This window comes from Kitasatospora sp. NPDC053057, from assembly GCF_044546945.1.
In the GTDB taxonomy this organism is placed as follows: domain Bacteria; phylum Actinomycetota; class Actinomycetes; order Streptomycetales; family Streptomycetaceae; genus Kitasatospora.
The window spans coordinates 137,186-152,721 of record NZ_JBITZP010000004.1 but is presented as its reverse complement, the minus strand read 5'-3'; the positions used below and the strand labels follow the sequence as shown (position 1 = coordinate 152,721).

General features: G+C 70.2%; 22 protein-coding genes and 1 pseudogene. 10 read left to right on the top strand and 13 right to left on the bottom strand.

The annotated features are described in order from the left end of the window. Nucleotides 1-34 precede the first annotated feature (34 nt). The gene (locus ACIG5E_RS07195) at nt 35-730 is read left to right on the top strand and encodes an aspartate/glutamate racemase family protein (protein ID WP_396532130.1); all 696 of its coding nucleotides are present in this window, start codon (nt 35-37) and stop codon (nt 728-730) included. Beyond that, the gene (locus ACIG5E_RS07190) at nt 711-1,154 is read left to right on the top strand and encodes a class I SAM-dependent methyltransferase (protein ID WP_396532278.1); all 444 of its coding nucleotides are present in this window, start codon (nt 711-713) and stop codon (nt 1,152-1,154) included. Before ACIG5E_RS07195 ends, ACIG5E_RS07190 begins: the two co-directional genes overlap by 20 nt. 39 nt (nt 1,155-1,193) lie before the next feature. On the opposite strand, the gene ACIG5E_RS07185 is transcribed toward ACIG5E_RS07190, so the two are convergent. After that, on the bottom strand, nt 1,194-2,300 hold the full coding sequence (locus ACIG5E_RS07185; RefSeq protein WP_396532128.1) for a hypothetical protein: 1,107 nt from the start codon (nt 2,298-2,300) through the stop codon (nt 1,194-1,196). Nucleotides 2,301-2,536: 236 nt separating this feature from the next. Here ACIG5E_RS07185 and ACIG5E_RS07180 point away from each other — a divergent pair, with 236 nt between their 5' ends. Further along, on the top strand, nt 2,537-3,193 hold the full coding sequence (locus ACIG5E_RS07180; protein WP_396532127.1) for a DUF6368 family protein: 657 nt from the start codon (nt 2,537-2,539) through the stop codon (nt 3,191-3,193). Nucleotides 3,194-3,220: 27 nt separating this feature from the next. On the opposite strand, the pseudogene ACIG5E_RS07175 reads toward ACIG5E_RS07180, so the two are convergent. The 5 genes and pseudogenes from ACIG5E_RS07175 to ACIG5E_RS07155 all read right to left on the bottom strand — a co-directional run. Further along, a pseudogene (locus ACIG5E_RS07175) lies at nt 3,221-3,510 on the bottom strand (IS5/IS1182 family transposase); the annotation flags it as partial. Between the two features lie 383 nt (nt 3,511-3,893). Beyond that, on the bottom strand, nt 3,894-4,325 hold the full coding sequence (locus ACIG5E_RS07170) for an SRPBCC family protein (protein WP_396532125.1): 432 nt from the start codon (nt 4,323-4,325) through the stop codon (nt 3,894-3,896). 141 nt (nt 4,326-4,466) lie between these two features. Next, complete coding sequence (locus ACIG5E_RS07165; protein WP_396532124.1) at nt 4,467-4,616, bottom strand: hypothetical protein; 150 nt, start codon at nt 4,614-4,616, stop codon at nt 4,467-4,469. After that, nucleotides 4,604-4,882, bottom strand: a complete 279-nt coding sequence (locus ACIG5E_RS07160) for a hypothetical protein (RefSeq protein ID WP_396532123.1) — start codon at nt 4,880-4,882, stop codon at nt 4,604-4,606. The genes ACIG5E_RS07165 and ACIG5E_RS07160 overlap by 13 nt, the downstream gene beginning before the upstream one ends. Beyond that, nucleotides 4,879-5,247 carry an ATP-binding protein gene (locus tag ACIG5E_RS07155; RefSeq protein WP_396532122.1) on the bottom strand — a complete coding sequence of 123 codons (369 nt, stop codon included), beginning with the start codon at nt 5,245-5,247 and terminating at the stop codon, nt 4,879-4,881. Before ACIG5E_RS07155 ends, ACIG5E_RS07160 begins: the two co-directional genes overlap by 4 nt. Nucleotides 5,248-5,522: 275 nt before the next feature. On the opposite strand from ACIG5E_RS07155, the gene ACIG5E_RS07150 reads away from it, so the two are divergent. Together ACIG5E_RS07150 and ACIG5E_RS07145 are read left to right on the top strand one after the other, a co-directional pair. Continuing rightward, on the top strand, nt 5,523-6,371 hold the full coding sequence (locus ACIG5E_RS07150; protein ID WP_396532120.1) for a helix-turn-helix transcriptional regulator: 849 nt from the start codon (nt 5,523-5,525) through the stop codon (nt 6,369-6,371). Then, the gene (locus ACIG5E_RS07145) at nt 6,368-6,592 is read left to right on the top strand and encodes a DUF397 domain-containing protein (protein WP_396532119.1); all 225 of its coding nucleotides are present in this window, start codon (nt 6,368-6,370) and stop codon (nt 6,590-6,592) included. Before ACIG5E_RS07150 ends, ACIG5E_RS07145 begins: the two co-directional genes overlap by 4 nt. Before the next feature lie 49 nt (nt 6,593-6,641). Here ACIG5E_RS07145 and ACIG5E_RS07140 read toward each other — a convergent pair whose 3' ends face one another. After that, nucleotides 6,642-6,950 (bottom strand): cupin domain-containing protein, encoded by a 309-nt coding sequence (locus tag ACIG5E_RS07140; RefSeq protein WP_396532118.1) that lies wholly within the window; start codon nt 6,948-6,950, stop codon nt 6,642-6,644. A gap of 71 nt (nt 6,951-7,021) precedes the next feature. Between ACIG5E_RS07140 and ACIG5E_RS07135 the strand changes: the two genes are divergently transcribed. From ACIG5E_RS07135 to ACIG5E_RS07125, 3 genes are all read left to right on the top strand, one after another. Continuing rightward, complete coding sequence (locus tag ACIG5E_RS07135) at nt 7,022-7,834, top strand: hypothetical protein (RefSeq protein ID WP_396532117.1); 813 nt, start codon at nt 7,022-7,024, stop codon at nt 7,832-7,834. Between the two features lie 101 nt (nt 7,835-7,935). Further along, nucleotides 7,936-8,709, top strand: a complete 774-nt coding sequence (locus ACIG5E_RS07130) for an NAD(P)-binding domain-containing protein (RefSeq protein WP_396532116.1) — start codon at nt 7,936-7,938, stop codon at nt 8,707-8,709. 47 nt (nt 8,710-8,756) lie between these two features. Continuing rightward, nucleotides 8,757-9,515 carry a GNAT family N-acetyltransferase gene (locus ACIG5E_RS07125; RefSeq protein WP_396532114.1) on the top strand — a complete coding sequence of 253 codons (759 nt, stop codon included), beginning with the start codon at nt 8,757-8,759 and terminating at the stop codon, nt 9,513-9,515. Nucleotides 9,516-9,538: 23 nt separating this feature from the next. Here ACIG5E_RS07125 and ACIG5E_RS07120 read toward each other — a convergent pair whose 3' ends face one another. The 3 genes from ACIG5E_RS07120 to ACIG5E_RS07110 all read right to left on the bottom strand — a co-directional run bounded on the left by ACIG5E_RS07120 (nt 9,539) and on the right by ACIG5E_RS07110 (nt 11,731). Continuing rightward, nucleotides 9,539-9,973, bottom strand: a complete 435-nt coding sequence (locus ACIG5E_RS07120) for an ester cyclase (RefSeq protein WP_396532113.1) — start codon at nt 9,971-9,973, stop codon at nt 9,539-9,541. A gap of 66 nt (nt 9,974-10,039) precedes the next feature. Then, the gene (locus ACIG5E_RS07115) at nt 10,040-10,972 is read right to left on the bottom strand and encodes an aminoglycoside phosphotransferase family protein (RefSeq protein WP_396532112.1); all 933 of its coding nucleotides are present in this window, start codon (nt 10,970-10,972) and stop codon (nt 10,040-10,042) included. A 60-nt stretch (nt 10,973-11,032) separates the two neighbouring features. Next, on the bottom strand, nt 11,033-11,731 hold the full coding sequence (locus tag ACIG5E_RS07110) for an SDR family oxidoreductase (RefSeq protein WP_396532110.1): 699 nt from the start codon (nt 11,729-11,731) through the stop codon (nt 11,033-11,035). Between the two features lie 69 nt (nt 11,732-11,800). Here ACIG5E_RS07110 and ACIG5E_RS07105 point away from each other — a divergent pair, with 69 nt between their 5' ends. Then, nucleotides 11,801-12,637: a LysR family transcriptional regulator gene (locus ACIG5E_RS07105; RefSeq protein WP_396532109.1), complete on the top strand. Its 837-nt coding sequence runs from the start codon at nt 11,801-11,803 to the stop codon at nt 12,635-12,637. A gap of 117 nt (nt 12,638-12,754) precedes the next feature. Here the strand turns inward: ACIG5E_RS07105 and ACIG5E_RS07100 are convergent, their stop codons facing one another. Then, complete coding sequence (locus ACIG5E_RS07100; protein ID WP_396532107.1) at nt 12,755-14,050, bottom strand: RNA-guided endonuclease InsQ/TnpB family protein; 1,296 nt, start codon at nt 14,048-14,050, stop codon at nt 12,755-12,757. Between the two features lie 102 nt (nt 14,051-14,152). Here ACIG5E_RS07100 and ACIG5E_RS07095 point away from each other — a divergent pair, with 102 nt between their 5' ends. Then, nucleotides 14,153-14,335, top strand: coding sequence for a hypothetical protein (locus tag ACIG5E_RS07095; protein ID WP_396532106.1), 183 nt, complete (start codon nt 14,153-14,155; stop codon nt 14,333-14,335). Here ACIG5E_RS07095 and ACIG5E_RS07090 read toward each other — a convergent pair. Both ACIG5E_RS07090 and ACIG5E_RS07085 read right to left on the bottom strand, forming a co-directional pair. Then, nucleotides 14,323-14,988 (bottom strand): HAD family hydrolase, encoded by a 666-nt coding sequence (locus ACIG5E_RS07090; protein ID WP_396532105.1) that lies wholly within the window; start codon nt 14,986-14,988, stop codon nt 14,323-14,325. The genes ACIG5E_RS07095 and ACIG5E_RS07090 overlap by 13 nt on opposite strands. A gap of 29 nt (nt 14,989-15,017) precedes the next feature. Then, entirely contained in the window at nt 15,018-15,533 is a 516-nt protein-coding gene (locus ACIG5E_RS07085) for a hypothetical protein (RefSeq protein ID WP_396532104.1), read from the bottom strand. Between the last annotated feature and the right edge of the window lie 3 nt (nt 15,534-15,536).

The following is a 15,536-nucleotide window of genomic DNA, read 5'->3' as shown; positions in this document are numbered from 1 at the left end:
CTTTGCTTTTCTCTTCTGCCTTATAAATGGCCGCATGAAGACCCTCGGCCTTATCGGCGGCATGAGCTGGGAATCCACCGCCGAGTACTACCGCACCCTGAACGAACTCACCCGCGACCGGCTCGGCGGCCTGCACTCCGCCCAACTCGTGCTCTACTCGGTCGACTTCGCCGAGATCGAGCAGCTTCAGGCGGCCGGGCGGTGGGAGGAGGCGGGTGCGGTCCTCGCGGACGCGGCACGGGCGTTGGAGGCGGCGGGCGCCGAGCTGCTGCTGATCTGCACCAACACCATGCACAAGGTCGCCGACCAGGTCTCGGCCGCGGTGACCGTCCCGCTGCTACACCTGGCCGACGCCACGGCGGACGCGGTGCGAGCGGCGGGCCTCCGGCGGGTCGGGCTGCTGGGAACGGCGTTCACCATGGAACAGGACTTCTACCGGGGTCGGTTGACGGCCGGCGGCCTGGACGTCCTCGTCCCCGACGCCGAATCCCGCGCCCTGGTGCACCGGGTGATCTACGAGGAACTGTGCCTCGGGGTGGTCCGCGAGGAGTCACGGGCGGCGTACCGGCACGTCATCGAGGAGCTGGTCGCGGCGGGCGCCGAGGGCATCATCCTCGGCTGCACCGAGATCGAACTGCTGGTCGGGGCGGAGGACAGCCCCATCCCGGTGTTCCCCACCGCCCGCCTGCACGCCGAAGCCGCCGTGGCCGCTGCGCTCGCCGACGACTGAACTACCCGATGAGGGCTTCGACTTCGCCTGCTCGGTCACGGCCGTCCACCACCTGGACTTCACGGCCGCACTCGCCCGGATGCGGGAACTGCTGTGCCCCGGTGGGGTGTTGGTGGTGGTCGGCCCGGCAAGGGAAGAGACGGCAACGGGCTGGGCTCGGCAGGTAGCGGCCGAGCGGGTGCTGCCCGGAGCGCGGTACCGATGGCACGTGCAGGCGTCGGCGACCAGGACCACCCAGCCGCCGGAGCGGTCCGTCAGGGAGACGACGATCTGCGGGCGGTCCCTCGACATCGCCTCCCAGGCGCGCACGATGGCGAGGTCCCGCAGGTCCACCTCCCGCTCGCCCGACCAGGTGCGCGCCCGCACCAGCCCGCCGGCCACCCGCACGCTCTTGCGCCGCGCCGCACTCACCGCGCCAAGGTAGACCCGTCAACCACCGCAGCACCATGGGTGCGTGAGCCTCCTACGAGGGCGGGGCGCCCCCGTCGGCCTGCCCGGCCTCCGGTCGTGCGGTCGTCGCCGTGGGCTCCACGGCGTTCTCCCCACGCACCGTTCGCAGGACCTGGACGAGGCGCAGCGCCTCGATGAGCCCGAAGCGGTACCCCAGCAGCAGGAAGGTGAGCAGCGGGACGGTGATCGCCGCCAGGGGCGCGGTGACGAAGGCGGGGAGGCCGAGCATCCCGGTCGTGACGGCCACCGAGATGGTGAGCAGCAAAGCCGTCACGGCCGCGACGGCAAGCCTGCGCCCGTCGGCACGGTCCGGCGACTCGGGGGCGCTCGTCGGCAGGTCCGGGGGCTGCCCCATCGCGCCCAGGAGATCGGTGAACCGCCCGTCAGCGGTCTGTTCGGCGATCGCCCCGGCGAGCTCCGCCAGTTTCCGGGTGGCGCGTTCCCGGTCCGGCAGCAGTTCGTCGGCGGTTCGCTCCAGCAGGGCCGCGACCTGTCGGGCATGGTCCAGCAGGCTCTTGCGGGTGCTCGCCCGGGAGCCGTAGTCGCTCGCGACCCGTCCCGCCGCATCGATCAGCGCCTGCCCCAGGGCCTGCGCCTTCACACTCAGCTCGGCCGCCTCCGCATGCCCCGCCCCGGGTTCGGTGAGCCGAGCGCACGCCCTCAGGACGGCGAGCGCCGGGAACACCGGCTTCTGAGCGGGCCGGACAGCGGTGGCCCGCAGCGCGTTGCGCACCGTTGCGGTCACGATGAACACGGCCGCACAGAAGCCGACCACCTCCGCGACGTTCACCTTGTCCTGGTGCGTCGGGCAGGGACCGAGTTCGCCACCTGAGGTGGGGAGCAATCCCCCGGGCGTGCAGAGCCCCTTCATGCCCGCAATGAGGTACCCGACTGCCATCATGGCCAGGAACCCGGTCGCGACGAGCCGGAACACGTTGCCTCCGTCGGCCTGGCAGGCCAGTGCACGGCGCAGCAGAGCGACATCGAGCGGTTTCCCCACGACCGCCCGGAGGTCCTTGGCCGCCGCGGCCGTGCGCCTTTCCACCGTCCGGTGGTGCAGGCGCCGGAGCGGCTGCCACAGCGGCGGTGCCACGGGCGGAAAGGACTGAGCGAGCGTCATGCGGAAGAGTCTGCCGCTCGCCTCTGACAACCGGTCGCCGAGCCGCAGGAAGTCGGACGGGCCGACTTCCTGCGACTCCCGGCGCGGAGCGGAGTCAGCTCTCGACGGCCGAGACGTGGACCCCGTACGCCCGGGCGGCGGACTCGGCGAAGCGCTCCTCCTGCATGGAATAGGTGAGGGGCTCCAGGGCGGACCGGGGGGGGTGACGGGCCGCGACCTTAGGCCGTGTCTCATAAATGATCACGTGCATGCCTCCGGGACCTGGTAGAACCGGGGCCGCATGTGGCGCCGGACCACGCTTTTCTGGAGGCATCGTGTCGGGACCAGCAGTTGGGCTGTGGCTCTTCAAATCCTGCGCCTTCGAGGACATCCGGGCCGGAGTGGTCCCGTGGTTGGAGACCTTCTGCAAGCCGGTCGAGACCCAGGCCGGTGGCGATTTGGCCTTCTGGGTGCGAGACGCTTCGCCCTTGGGGCTACAGGACTTTGATCCGGTCAACGTCGGCGGCATCTTCCTGTCGGAGGACGAGTACATGCTGGCGGACGACGAGGACTACTCGGCCTTCTCGACGCCACCGGTGCAGGGGCTGGTTCTCTGCGCCGGCTGCTCGGGGCCGGAGAACCATCTGCTGCTCGGTTACCTCGCCCTCGCCATAGCCCGCCGTCTCGATGCGCTGGTCGACTTCGACGGCGTCCTCGGCTACCCCGTCCCGCGCGATGAGACGCGCGACGAGGCGGATCTCGCCAAGGCGAGGGCACTGGTGGCCTCCCTGCCAGGGAAGGTCGCAGAGGTCTGCTACGACACGGGCAGCGCTGGCCGCTGGTTCCGGCACGTCGGTGACGTGGAGTTCCTGGCCGCCTGGCTTCGGCATCCGGACTTCCACCTGGTCAAGTAGCGGACTCGGCCCCTCTCGGCCGTCGGGTCAGGCCGCCGTGTCCCGCAGCCACAACACCAGTGACGCGATCAACACTCGGCACGGTAACGGGCGGCCAGCTTGTCGAACCGGGTGGCGACGGCCCGGAACGTGGGAGGTCGGCCGCCCAGCCCGCCTCGGCGAGCCCGGTTGGCAATCTGGTCGCGCCGTTCCGGGATCGTCGTCCTGATCTTCCGCTGCCGTAGCAGGTGGCGGATCTTCCGCGAGGAGTACGCTCGGTCCGCCACGACCCGGTCGGGTCTGGTGCGAGGCCGTCCGCTTCCGGCCCGCGGGACCCGGGACGTGACCACTTCGGTGGTGCCGAACGCCAACCACTGGGTGCTGGAGGAGGACCCGCAGTTCGTCATCGACCAGCTGCAGCAGCTACTGGCCCGCTAACCCAAGTCTGCTGAGGCCGGGCGGCCGGAGTGGATCCCGGCCGCCCGGCCTCGCGACTTTCCACGGCGCCCGGCGCCGGTCAGCCGGGCCGGTGGGCGGCGGCGGCGAAGATCGTCGCCGACAGGTGAGAACGCCCTGTTCGGCGGCGGCCGTGACATCGACGTGGAGCCGGTCGCGGCGCTCCTCAGTGATCAGGTCGCGCCCGAGGGCCGCCGCGGTCAGCCAGCGGAGGCCGAGGTGGGGAGCGGGTCGGTCATGGCGCTCGCACTCGGTGGGGGGTCGGCTACCGCTCCGACTCCACCAGGTCCTTGAAGTGCTCCAGGCCGCCCCGGACGGTGTTCTCGATCCGGTGGACCTGGGCCATGCCCGCCGGGCCGCCGAAGGTGTCCTGGATGGCCTGCGGCTCATACTCCAGTTCCATCTGCACCTGGCTGTGGTCCCGGTCCAGCGACCGCACCGAGAGGGTGCCCTTCAGCTCCGGGCTGCCCTGCGTCTCCCAGGCCAGGACCTGGTCGTTGCTGCGGTCGGTGAGAATGGCATCGAACTCCCGCTGCACCCCACCGGCCCGCACGTCCAGATGGGCGCGGTTGCTGCTGGGTGCATAAGCACGTTCGACACCGTCCATGAACGTCGAATAGGCCTCGACGTCGTGTAGCCGCCCCCAGACCTCCTGCGCGGGGGCATCGACGGTGATCTGTTCCCTGAGCCTGGTCATGTGAACTCGCCTCCTGGCCCGGCAGACCGGATCTCTTGGGTTTCTTCCAGCCTGCGCCGCCTGCAGAGGCCCGGCAACAGGGGGCGGGAAGCGGGTAGCCGCCCGGTGGGTCCGGCCGGGCGGCTTGGGCGGGGTGACGGGTCAGGCCACCGGTTGGCGGTCGGGGGTGGGGGTGGGGGTGGCGTCGTCGGGGCGGTGGGGCATCCGCAGGACGGCGAGCGTGCCGAGGGCGACGACGGCAATGGCGAGGAGCAGGAGGGTGAGGAGGGCGAGGCCGATCAGGAGTCGCACGGGTCGTCGTCCTCGCTGCTCTTGTCGTGGTCGCGGAGGAGGGTGAGGAGGTTGAGCACAGTGCTGGCCGGCGCGTTGCCGAAGCGGACGAGGACGCGGCCGTCCACCACGCTGTCGGTGCTGGCCGAGGGCCAGAGGAGGCCGAACTTTCGGCCGCGCTCGGCGAGTTCGGCGAGCAGGTAGGAGACTTCGATCTCCGTGTAGGTGCGCATCAGCGGGTCGACCGGCTCGATCGGGCCGCGCGGGCGGTCGCCGGCGGCCCTCACGCGGCGGCGTCCAGCTCGAACCAGACTGACTTGCCGGTTTTGCGGGATTCCGTACCGAAGCGGTGGGTGAGCGAGCGAACGAGGTGCAGGCCCCGGCCGGTGACGGCGTAGGGGTCGGAGTCGCCGCGCGGGGTGGGGAACAGCGGGTTCTGGTCGCTGACGGAGACCCGCAGGACGTCGTCGAGGAGGACGACGACCACCAGGGGCGCCGCGCTGCCGCCGTGACGCCAGGCGTTGACGAAGAGTTCGAGGAGCGCGACCTCGGCGTCGGCGACCAGGTCGGGCTTCCACCCGGCGCGCGAGGTGGCCTCGCGCAACTCCTCGCGCGGGGCCGACCAGTCAGGGGGGAGTTCGAGGGAGAACACGAAGGAACCTCCGTGGGGGCGAAATGGATCACTCATCGCCGCATACAGGCAGGCACGCCTTGGACAACGGCGAGTCACAGGCTTCCGCATACACAGTGCACACGGGTCGCTACGCTCAGCATGGGGCCTATGCGATGCACGACGCAACTCCTTCGCCAGAAGTCGCATATATGCAAATCGAACCTGAATTCGGCGGTCAGGGCTACCAGTTGTTGGTAGCGCTGGTGCCCTTCACACAGGCAGACTGGTCAGCTGACAGCTCAGGAGGGGACAACATGGCAGTCTCGACCGTGCGCCGACGGAGGCTCGGCGGCGTGCTGCGAAAACTCCGCGAGGAGCGGAAGCTCACCGCAGAGGTGGTCGCAGAGGCCACCGGCATGAGCCAGCCCAAGCTCACTCGGATCGAGACAGCTCACACCGCAGCCAAGATCGAGGACGTCAACAAACTCCTCGACTACTACGGGTGCGACGATGAGGACTTCCGAGCCGGGCTGATCGCCATCACCAAAGACGGCAGCAAACGAGGCTGGTGGCTGAGCTACCGAGATGTCCTTCACGCGACCGCCACGGATCTGATCCTGCTGGAATCCGATGCTTCGACGTTGCGGACCTACGAGCCGGCATTCATCCCCGGGCTCTTCCAGACTCCCGAGTACGCCCGCATCGTCATCGACCGGCTTCGAACCGAGTCCAGCGGAACGGTCGAGGACATGGTCCAGGTCCGGATGGCACGGCAATCGATTCTCACCCGGCCGAACCCGGTCCAGGTCTGGGCCGTCATCCATGAGACGGCGCTGTGCGCGAACGCCAACCGTCCCGACATCATGTCTGCCCAGTTGGACAAGCTCATCTCGTTGAGCCGCCTGTCCAATGTCAACATCCAGGTCATGCCAGCAGGAGCAGCAATCCACCCCGGAATGGCAGGGGCCTTTGCCCTGCTCGGGTTTCCCCAACGTGCGGACCTGGACGTCGTCCTCGCAGAAGGCCTGATCAGCAGCCTCTGGGTTGAGCACCCAAACGACGTGGAGATCTACCGAGCGAAGTTCCAGGAGATCACGGCTGAGGCCTTGCCAGTTGACTCATCGCTCGATTTCATCACCGCACAGAGAGACAAAGTCAAGTGACCTACTACTACCCCAACGCTTCCGCCACCGGGCTCGCCTTTCGGAAGTCAAGCTACAGCGGGGGTAACGACAACTGCGTTGAGTGCGCCTTCCTTCCTGAGACGGTCGCGATCCGAGACAGCAAGGACCCCTCCGGCCCCGCTCTCGCATTCAACCGCGCGGCGCATGATGCCTTCATCCAGGCCATCACCGTAGGCGAGTTCGACTTCGGGCTCCTCTAAGCCCACCTCGCGGCGCCTCGCCCGATTTCGGGCGAGGCGCCGCCACCGATCACCCCTCCTCGGGGACCTCCACGATCAGCAGCGTCCCCCGGCTGCCCGCCCGCACCGCGTGCCGGGCGCCCGCCGGCACCTGGCACAGTTCTCCGGCGCCGACCGTCAGCGCATCGCCCTCCAGCTCCAGTTCCAGGACGCCGTCGGCGACGAACAGCACCTCGGCCGTCCCGTGCACCTCCTGCTCCAGCTCCCGGCCGTCCATCCGCAGCACCTTCACCGCTGCCGTCCCGACCCTCCCCAGCACCACCGAACGCCAGGCGTCGGGCAGTTGGGCCGCATGTTCCCTCACGTCCACCGAGCTCATGACCTGGGACGCTACCCGGGCCGACCATTAAATTGGTCGACCGTTTGGCAAAACCTGCCAGGATCACAGGGGTGAACGCTCGCGCGCTGTACGAGGCGCTACTCGACACCGACGGCCCCTACGAGGACGTCATCGGCCCCTGGCTCGAACAGTCCGCCGCCGACGGCTACCGGGCACGCCTCCGCACCGCCGCCACCCCTCACGGCCACTGGTGGGCCGATGACGAAGACCTCCTCGAAGAGCTCTACGCCCTCAGCCGCGTCAGCGACTACCTCCTCCTCGACCCCCAACTCCCGCCCTATCTCCACCTGTTCACGGCCCTCGGCATGACGCCCTTCGACACTCACTCCCCCTTCGACCCCTTCCTGCACGAGATCACCGAGGTCGAACAGGCCGAAGACCCCAACACTCCCATCGAGATCCTCGACATCCGTTGGCCCGGCCTGATGCTCGGCGAGCTGCTGTTCAGCCGCGCCGGCGTACGGGTCCGGGCCGGCGCCGCCCACGCCGAGCGCGGGGTGGCCGACCGCTGGCCGATCTACTGGACCCACCGCCGCGCCCACCGCCCCACCCGTGACCTCTCCCAGGGCTGGGGCAACAACTCGCAGTGGCGCACCGACTTCCGCCTCGACTACCGCACCGCCGACGGCGACCTGCTCAACGTCGCCGAGGACGCCCCGATCGACGGCCGCCCCGACCTCGACCCCGACGACTACGGAAACCTCGGCCCCGACGAGCGCCTCCTCACCCCCGCCGAGCGCCGCGAACTCCTTCGCCACCGCACCTTCCTGCGCGCCCCCGCAGCCTCCTCCGACCCCGCCTGGGCCGCAGACCTGTTCCCGTTCGAGTGGCGCCTGCCCACCGACCACCCCCGCACGCCCTGAAATCCTCGACGAAACGATCACCACGGTGATTGGATCGCTCGGGGAGCGGCGATCCGGGCGGCGTGCGAAGCCGCACGGCCGCAGGACGACGGGGAGACGCAGTGGAACGCATCGGGATCATCGGCGTGGGCGAGATCGGCCGGGCCCTCGTGGTCGGCCTGTGCGACGGCATCGAGGAGCCCCCGGAGCTGCTTCTCTCCCCGCGAGGGGCCCGTACGGCGGCCGAGTTGTCCGAGCGGTACCCGACCGTACGGGTGTGCGCCGACAACCAGGAGGTGCTGGACCGCTCCGACGTGGTGGTCATCGCCGTCCGGCCCCAGGACCGCGGCGAGGCCCTCGCCGGGCTCCGGGTCCGCGGCGACTGCGTGCTGGTCAGCCTCATGGCCGGCACCGGGATCGACGAACTGCGCCGGACGCTCGGCACCGACGCCCCGCTGGTGCGCGCCATCCCGCTGCCCGCGGTGCGTGAGCGCCGCTCCGTCACCGTCACCTGCCCCTCCCACCCGGTGGTGGACTCCCTCTTCGACCGCCTCGGCGGTGCGCTCTCCGTCGCGGACGAGGCGGCCTTCGACGTCTTCTCCGCACTGACCGGCACCCTGACCGCCCACTACCAGTACCTGGCCACGCTCACCGAATGGGCCGCCCGGCACGGAGTTCCACCCGAGGCCGCGGACCGCTACGTGCGCGGCCTGTTCCAGGGCGTCGAGCGCGCGCTGGGCGACGACACCCGTGACCTGCGCCGGCTCGCCCGGGACCACGAGACGCCCGGCGGCCTCAACGAGCGCATCCGTACCACCTGGTTCGACGCGGCCAACTCCAAGGCCCTGACCGACGCGCTCGACGCGCTGCTCGTCGATCTCGGCGAGGCCGGGTGAGCGCTGGATCACTGCGCATGATCACGCCGGTTGATAGGTAGAGACGCATGGAAGAACTCAGAAACCTCGGGGACGTCCGGGAAGCTGCCGCCGGGGACGCGCACCTGCTGTGGGCGGCCCAGGGAGGGCCCAACGGCCGACTGGGCCCCGGAGTACGGGCCTGGCGGCACGGAACGGCCCTCGCTGTGACGAGCCCCGACCTCTCCCGACGCGACCGGCTGGCGATCAACGGTGACCCCGACGACGCCGCCCACCTGGTGCGAAGCGTGCTGGACGAGGTCGGACCGGCCTACCGTCCCGTCGGCCAGGCGTCGTTGGTCGACGCGCTGATCGACCGGATCCCCGGGCTGACGCCGCTCGGCGCGTTCTTCTGGATGGAGACCTCGACCCTGCCCGACTCCCCCACCGCCGGGGTGGAGTGGCTGGACGAAGTGACGGTGAAGGAGGCGGCCTCGCTGTTCGACCGCTTCTTCCCCGACTCCTTCGCCCAACCGGAGGATGGCGGCGCGCACCGCTGGGCCGGAATCGTCGACTCCCCCGGGAACGGCGCCCCACCGGAGCCCCTGGCCGTGGCGGCCGACGTCTGGTCCGCGGCCGACTGCGGGTTCCTGGCCGGCGTGTGCACCCACCCCGCCGCCCGCGGGCGCGGGCTGGCGCGAGCCGTCTGCGGTTTCGTCCTCGGGGAGTTGGTGCGCCGGCACGGGCGTGCCGCCCTGATGGTGCACGCGGACAATCCGTCCGCCATCGCCGTGTACGAGCGCCTGGGCATGACCAAGCGGCTCCTCACGGCTGCCCACCTCGCCTGAGTCGCGGGCCCCGCGTCGGCGGCTCAGTCGGCGGGCGGGCCGCCGAGCGGCGGGAGGATGCCGAGCTGCTGGAGCAGGCCGAGCTCGTCCTTGTCGGACCACTTCTCGGCCAGCCTCCCGTTCTCGATCCGGTGGATCACCGTCGCCGTCATCTCCATCGGGTTCCCGGTGGCGGGAGCGCCCGGCAGATCGCCTCGGTGGACCCCGACGGCGGTCAGCCGGGTCACCACCTTGTCGCCCTCGGCGATCTGGTCCTCGATCCGGTGCGTGCCGGGGGTGGCCTCCCAGAACAGCCGGAACGCCTCCTTCAGCCCCTCACGTCCCGGGGAAACCGGGAACGGCGGCGGATGGTGGTCGACGTAGTCCTCGGCGACCAGCTCGTCCATGGCCTCCAGGTTGCCGGCGTCGATCTCCGTGTAGAAGCGCCGGACCAGTCGCTTGTTGTCATCGGTGGACATGGCGGAGAAGCCTGCCCGCCCCGCCCCGTCGCCACCGCCCAGCCACGCCGAACCGCCCGGGCGGCGTCACCCGAACGCCTCCGTCCGCTCGGCCCTGCTCCCTCCGCCGGGACGGTTCCCGCGGTCACAATCGGCGAATAGCTCGCCGATCACGTACCGGGCGGTGTCCGCCATCCGCGGGTTGCTCTCCCGGTAGCAGCTCAGCTCCATCAGCGCCACGGACAGCGCCCAGCCCCTCCCCCGCTCCCACTGCGCGTCGTCGGCGCCGACGGCCGTCCGGAAGGCGTCGCGCACGGCGGCTGGGAGCACGTACCAGGCGGTGATCAGGTCGACGGCCGGGTCGCCGAGGCCCGCGCAGCCGAAGTCGATGACGGCGCTCAGCCGCCCGCGGCCGTCGACCAGCAGGTTGCCGGGCTGGAGGTCGGCGTGGATCCAGACCGGCGGGCCGGGGTGCTCCGGCGCCGCAACTGCGTTTTTCCACAGCGCAGTTACGGCATCGGCATCCACCACGCCCGCCAGCGCCGCGACCGCCCGCCGGACCGCGCCGTCCCGCTCCGCGAGCGTCTCGCTGCGGTAGGAGGCCGGACCGCCGGCCGTGTCCACCCGGTGTATCGCGGTCACGAACGACGCCAAGTCGCCTGCCAGCAGTGCAGGTTGGTCAGCACGTCCGGCCACCGGGTTGGTCCCCTCCAGCCACCGGAGCACCGACCACCGCCAGGGGCACCCGTCGACCGGCTCGCCCAGGCCCACCGGTACCGGTACCGCGGCCGGGAGTTCGGGCGCCAGGCGGCGCAGCCAGCTGCACTCCTTCGCGATGTCCTCGGCCGCTCCTGGGATGCGCGGGATCCGCACCACCAGATCCGCGCCCAGCCGGTACATCGCATTGCTGGTCCCGAAGGAGTCGACCAACTCGACCGGCAGACCCGCCCATTGCGGGAACTGCGCGGCCACCATCCGACGGACCAGTGCCTCGTCGATGTCCAGTTCGTTCGCGTGCATCTTGCGGGGAGACGACATGGCGCCCGACCCTGCCAGCACCCGTCGGACCCGGCAAACGAATTACCAGGGCACGACCTGCCCCAGGTGGTCCACGAAGTGCAGGCCGCCCTTCCCCCGGTGCCGCTCGATCGTCTCCGCCACCCCGGGAACGCTCTCCTCCACGCTCAACTCGGCCTCGGACCCGCCGAGTTCGGTGCGCACCCAGCCCGGGTCCATCAGCAGCAGCGTCCGTGCGCCGTCCGCCTCGCGGGCCGCGTAGCAGCGCATCAGCTGGTTCAGCGCGGACTTGCTGGCCCGGTACAGGTCCTGGCCGCCGTCCGTGTTCAGCGCGATGCTGCCCTGGTCGGAGGACATGACGCCGATGGTCCCGGCCGGCGCGACCAGCGGGCCGATGGCGTCCACGACGCGCATCGAGCTGAGCGCGTTCGTCACCATGACCTCGGTGAACATGTCCGTCGGGACCTCGCCGATCGGCAGGTCGCCGCGGGTGACGGCGGCGTTGACGAAGAGCAGGTCGAGGGCGTGTCCGGCCAGCCGGTCGCGCAACGCGGCGATCTGCCCCGGGTCCGTCATCTCCAGGGTTTCGACGGTCAGCCGCCCGTCGGAGGCGTCCGCCAGGTCGTGCAGGCCGGTGCGCCGGGTGCCGCGGACGGTGCCGATGACGTCCCAGTCGCGGCGGAGGAGTTCGGCGGCGAGCCCGAGGCCGAGGGTGCGGGAGGCTCCGATGATCAGGGCGGTGCTGCGGGTGCTGTCGGTCATGCGACCAGTCTCGAAGCGGCCGGGCCCGGGCGTCCAATACCCTTCCGGGCGCATTGATACCGTGCGGGCATGGATCTGGACCTGCGCAAGCTCCGCTACTTCGTCGCGGTGGCCGAACACGGCCGGTTCGGCCGGGCGGCGGACGCGTTGTTCATCGCCCAGCCGGTGCTCAGCCGGCAGATCCGGGCCTTCGAGCAGGAGTTGGGCTGCGCCCTGTTCACCCGAACCACCCGCAGCGTCGAACTGACGGCCGCCGGGCGGAAGTTGTACGAGGAAGCGCAGCGGATCACCGCCACCGTGGACACCGCCCTGCGGCGCGTGCAGGAGGCCGCGCTGGGCGAACAGCGGCTGGTGGTCGCCTTCTCCCCCGGCCTGCACGTGTCGGAGGCGATCCGCGCCTTCACGGCACGCCACCCGCAGGTCACGGTCGACGTGCTCCCGCTGCGCTGGTGGGAGCAGGACGCGCCGCTGCGTGACGGCCGCGCCCACGTCGGTTACCTGCGGCGCCCCTTCGACGACACGGGCCTGCGCACCGTCCCGATCGGCCGGGAGACCAAGGTCGCGTGCCTGCCCGTGACCCACCCACTGGCCGGCCGCAGCAGCCTCGCCACGGCCGACCTCGACGGTGAGCCCGTCCTCGACGCCCGGGCCCGGCGGACCTACACCCTGGACGAGAAGTTCGAGCTCATCGCCGCCGGGCAGGGCGTCGCCATCGTCCCGCTGAGCGTCGCGGGCTCCTACTCCCGCCCCGACCTGGTCTACCTGCCCATCGCCGACTTCCCACCCGTCGAAACCTGCCTGGCCGTGCTGGAGGGCGGCGACCGCCCGGGCCCGGTACGCGACTTCCTCGACCTCGCCGTCCCCGCCCTGCGGTCGGCAGCTCACTCCCGTACCGCGAGGTCCTGACTCCCCACCACCTTGAGCAGCCGCAGCGCCGAGTGCGAGGGGGTACTGGGGGCGGCCGTTAGAAGATCGTCCACTGTTGACGATGCTCGCCGCCACAAGTGGGGCGATTCCCTTCGACTACACACGGGTGGCCGAGAGGGCTTCACGCATCCGCCTCCGGCTCTGGACCGGGACTCGCGCCGTGGCGGCGCTGCGCGTGCTGTTGGTGACCAAGCCACCCGTCCGGCGGGCTCGGGCCTCGATCTCGACCGAGGCATTGTGGTCGGCATCGTCCTCCCATCCGCAGTGGACGCATCGGAAGATGCGTCCACAACCGGGACGGCTGGCCGGATCGACCTTGCCACACACCGGGTTTGCGCAGGTCTGAGAGGTTTGGAACGCCGGTACAGGAATGAGCTTGGAGCCATACAGGCGGCATTTGTACGTCAGCTGCCGCCTGCGCTCCCCAGGCGCGTTGTCCAGGATCGACCGGTTGAGCCCGGACTTCTGCGCGACCTTCTTCCCGGGGGTATCCATGGTGCCCTTGGCGCTGGCGCTCATGTTCTTCACGCGCAGGTCCTCGATCCCGACGAAGCCGTGGTTTTGGGCGAGGTCAGTGGTGAGCTTGTGCGTGAAGTCGGCCCGGCGATTGGCCTGCCGGGTCTTGAGCTTGGTGATCCGGGCTATGGTGCGGCGCATCCGGTTCGAGTACCGGCCGCCGTTGTGCTTCCTGGCGTAGGTGAGCTGCCGGGCCTTTTTGCGTTCCAGGTGTTTGAGGCGGGCCTGTTCGGCCTTGGTGAGCGTGGGCGGCATCAGGCGGGGCCCGGCCTCGGTGGAGACGAACGCCGAGGCTGCCACTCCGAAGTCCACGCCGCATCCCGGCCTGCCGTTCGGCGCACCCGGCTTCCAGCCGGTATGGACGCCGAAGGAGACGTGCCAGCCGGTCCCGTCCCGAGACACGGTCGCATTGCGAATCACGCCGCCGAGAGCGCGGGAGAGCCGGAACCGAACCCACCCGAGCTTCGGAAGCCTAACCTCGGCCCAATGCCGGTTCAGCTTGCGAACCCTGACACGTTGGCCCTTGAACGGGACACTCGTCCGGTGACCGCGCTTTTTCCGTGATGGAAATCCGGCCGGGTGATCGGGGTTCCAGAAGTTCAGGTAGGCAGCATCCAGGTTTGCCAGGACCCGTTGGCCACACTCCGACGGGAGATCGGCCATCCATTCCAGTTCGGCGCGCGCTTGAACGAGTTGCTTGCTCTGCGCGGTTCCCATGAGAGTGATCCCGCGCTGACGATAGAGGTAACAGCGCTGTTCCAACGCCACATTCCACAATGCCCGGCAGGTGTGAGCCCACCGAGTCAGGGTCTCCTCCTGTCCAACGGTGGGATACAGCCGATACCGGCGTCCCATGTCAGCCTTCACGAAGGCCACTCTTCCACGCTATTCGCGTCAGTCGATCAGAAGCTGGAAATTGCCGAATATTGCACACCCTCGCTTTCTTTCTCTTGTTTTGTGACGGGATATTGACACAAGGTGTTCGTCGGCACGCATCTGAGCCATATCGATCTGGGCCACTGCGCGACCGACCTCAACCACCACTCCGGGCCGTCCAGCGTCGAGGAGGACGGGCGCCGGATCGCCCGCCAGCTCGGCGAGGCCCTGACCGAGCCCAGCGGCCAGTTCTTCCACCCGGAGGGCGGTCGCTACCCCTGGTAAGAGGCTATGAGGCTGGGCAGTTCACGCATGTCGTCGAAGACGACCGTGCCCGGCCCGGCCAGCCGCTCCGCCGCCGTCACGCCGCCCGCGTAGCCGAGCGCGCGCATCCCGGCGGCGCGGGCGGCGGCGACGCCGGGGCCGCTGTCCTCGACCACGAGGCAGCGGGCCGGGTCGACGCCCATGCTGCGGGCGGCGTGCAGGAAGAGGTCGGGCGCGGGCTTGCCGCGCCCGACCTCGGTGGCGCTGAAGATCCGGCCCTCGAAGCGGCCGTACAGTCCGGTACGGCCCAGGGTGTGACGCATCTTCTCGTGGGTGCCGCTGGACGCCACGCAGGTGGGGAGCGCGAGCGCCTCCAGCGCATCCAGCGCCTCCGGCAGGCCGTCCACCGGCGTCAGCCCGGCGTCGACGGCCTCGGCGTGGAGCTCACGGAAGCGCTTGTCGAACAGCGTCGCGGTCTCCTCCCCGAGCCGCTCGGCGACCATCGCGTGGTTGGCCGCCTCGGAGCGCCCGACGAACCGCTCGATCGCCTCCGCCTCGGTCAGCGGCCAGCCGTACTCCTCCCCCAGCTGCACGAGGACGCGGACGGCGATCACCTCGCTGTCCACCAGGACGCCGTCGCAGTCGAATATCACCAGCTCTATCGGGTCGATCATCGGATCAGCATAGGGCGGCCCCGATCCGCTCACGGCCCCGGCGGCGGGAAGTTCGCCGCCGTCGTGGGCACGCTGTCCGGCAGGTGCAGCGGGTTCGAGCACGGGTAGTCCGCCACGACGGCCTTGGTGGTCTTCAGCAGGATGTCGAGGACCGCCCGGTGGCTCCTGTCCGGTACCGGCTGGGTGAAGCGCGTGCTGACCTCGACCTCCACGTACGGCGCGCCCATGCGCGTGGTCTCCGGGTTGTCACACCGGAACCCGAGACTCGCCTTCTCCTGCCTGACCAACCCTTGCACGTCAGCACCGAAGTCGAGCTGACCGTCGGTCCCCGACGGGGCGAAGCGGCCCTGCATTCCGGAGTCGCGCACAGGCTGCACAACGACCCTCAGGATGGTGTCCTCCGGGCTCCGACCGACCTCGCAGCTCTGCTCGTACTCCTTCGGGTTCGGGCGGAGCCGCTTCCCGTCGTCGTCCAGCCAGTAGGACGCGGCGAACGTCCCGTGCTCACCCTCTGCCAGGGGCTTGAGGTCCGCCCGGGTCAGCACCGA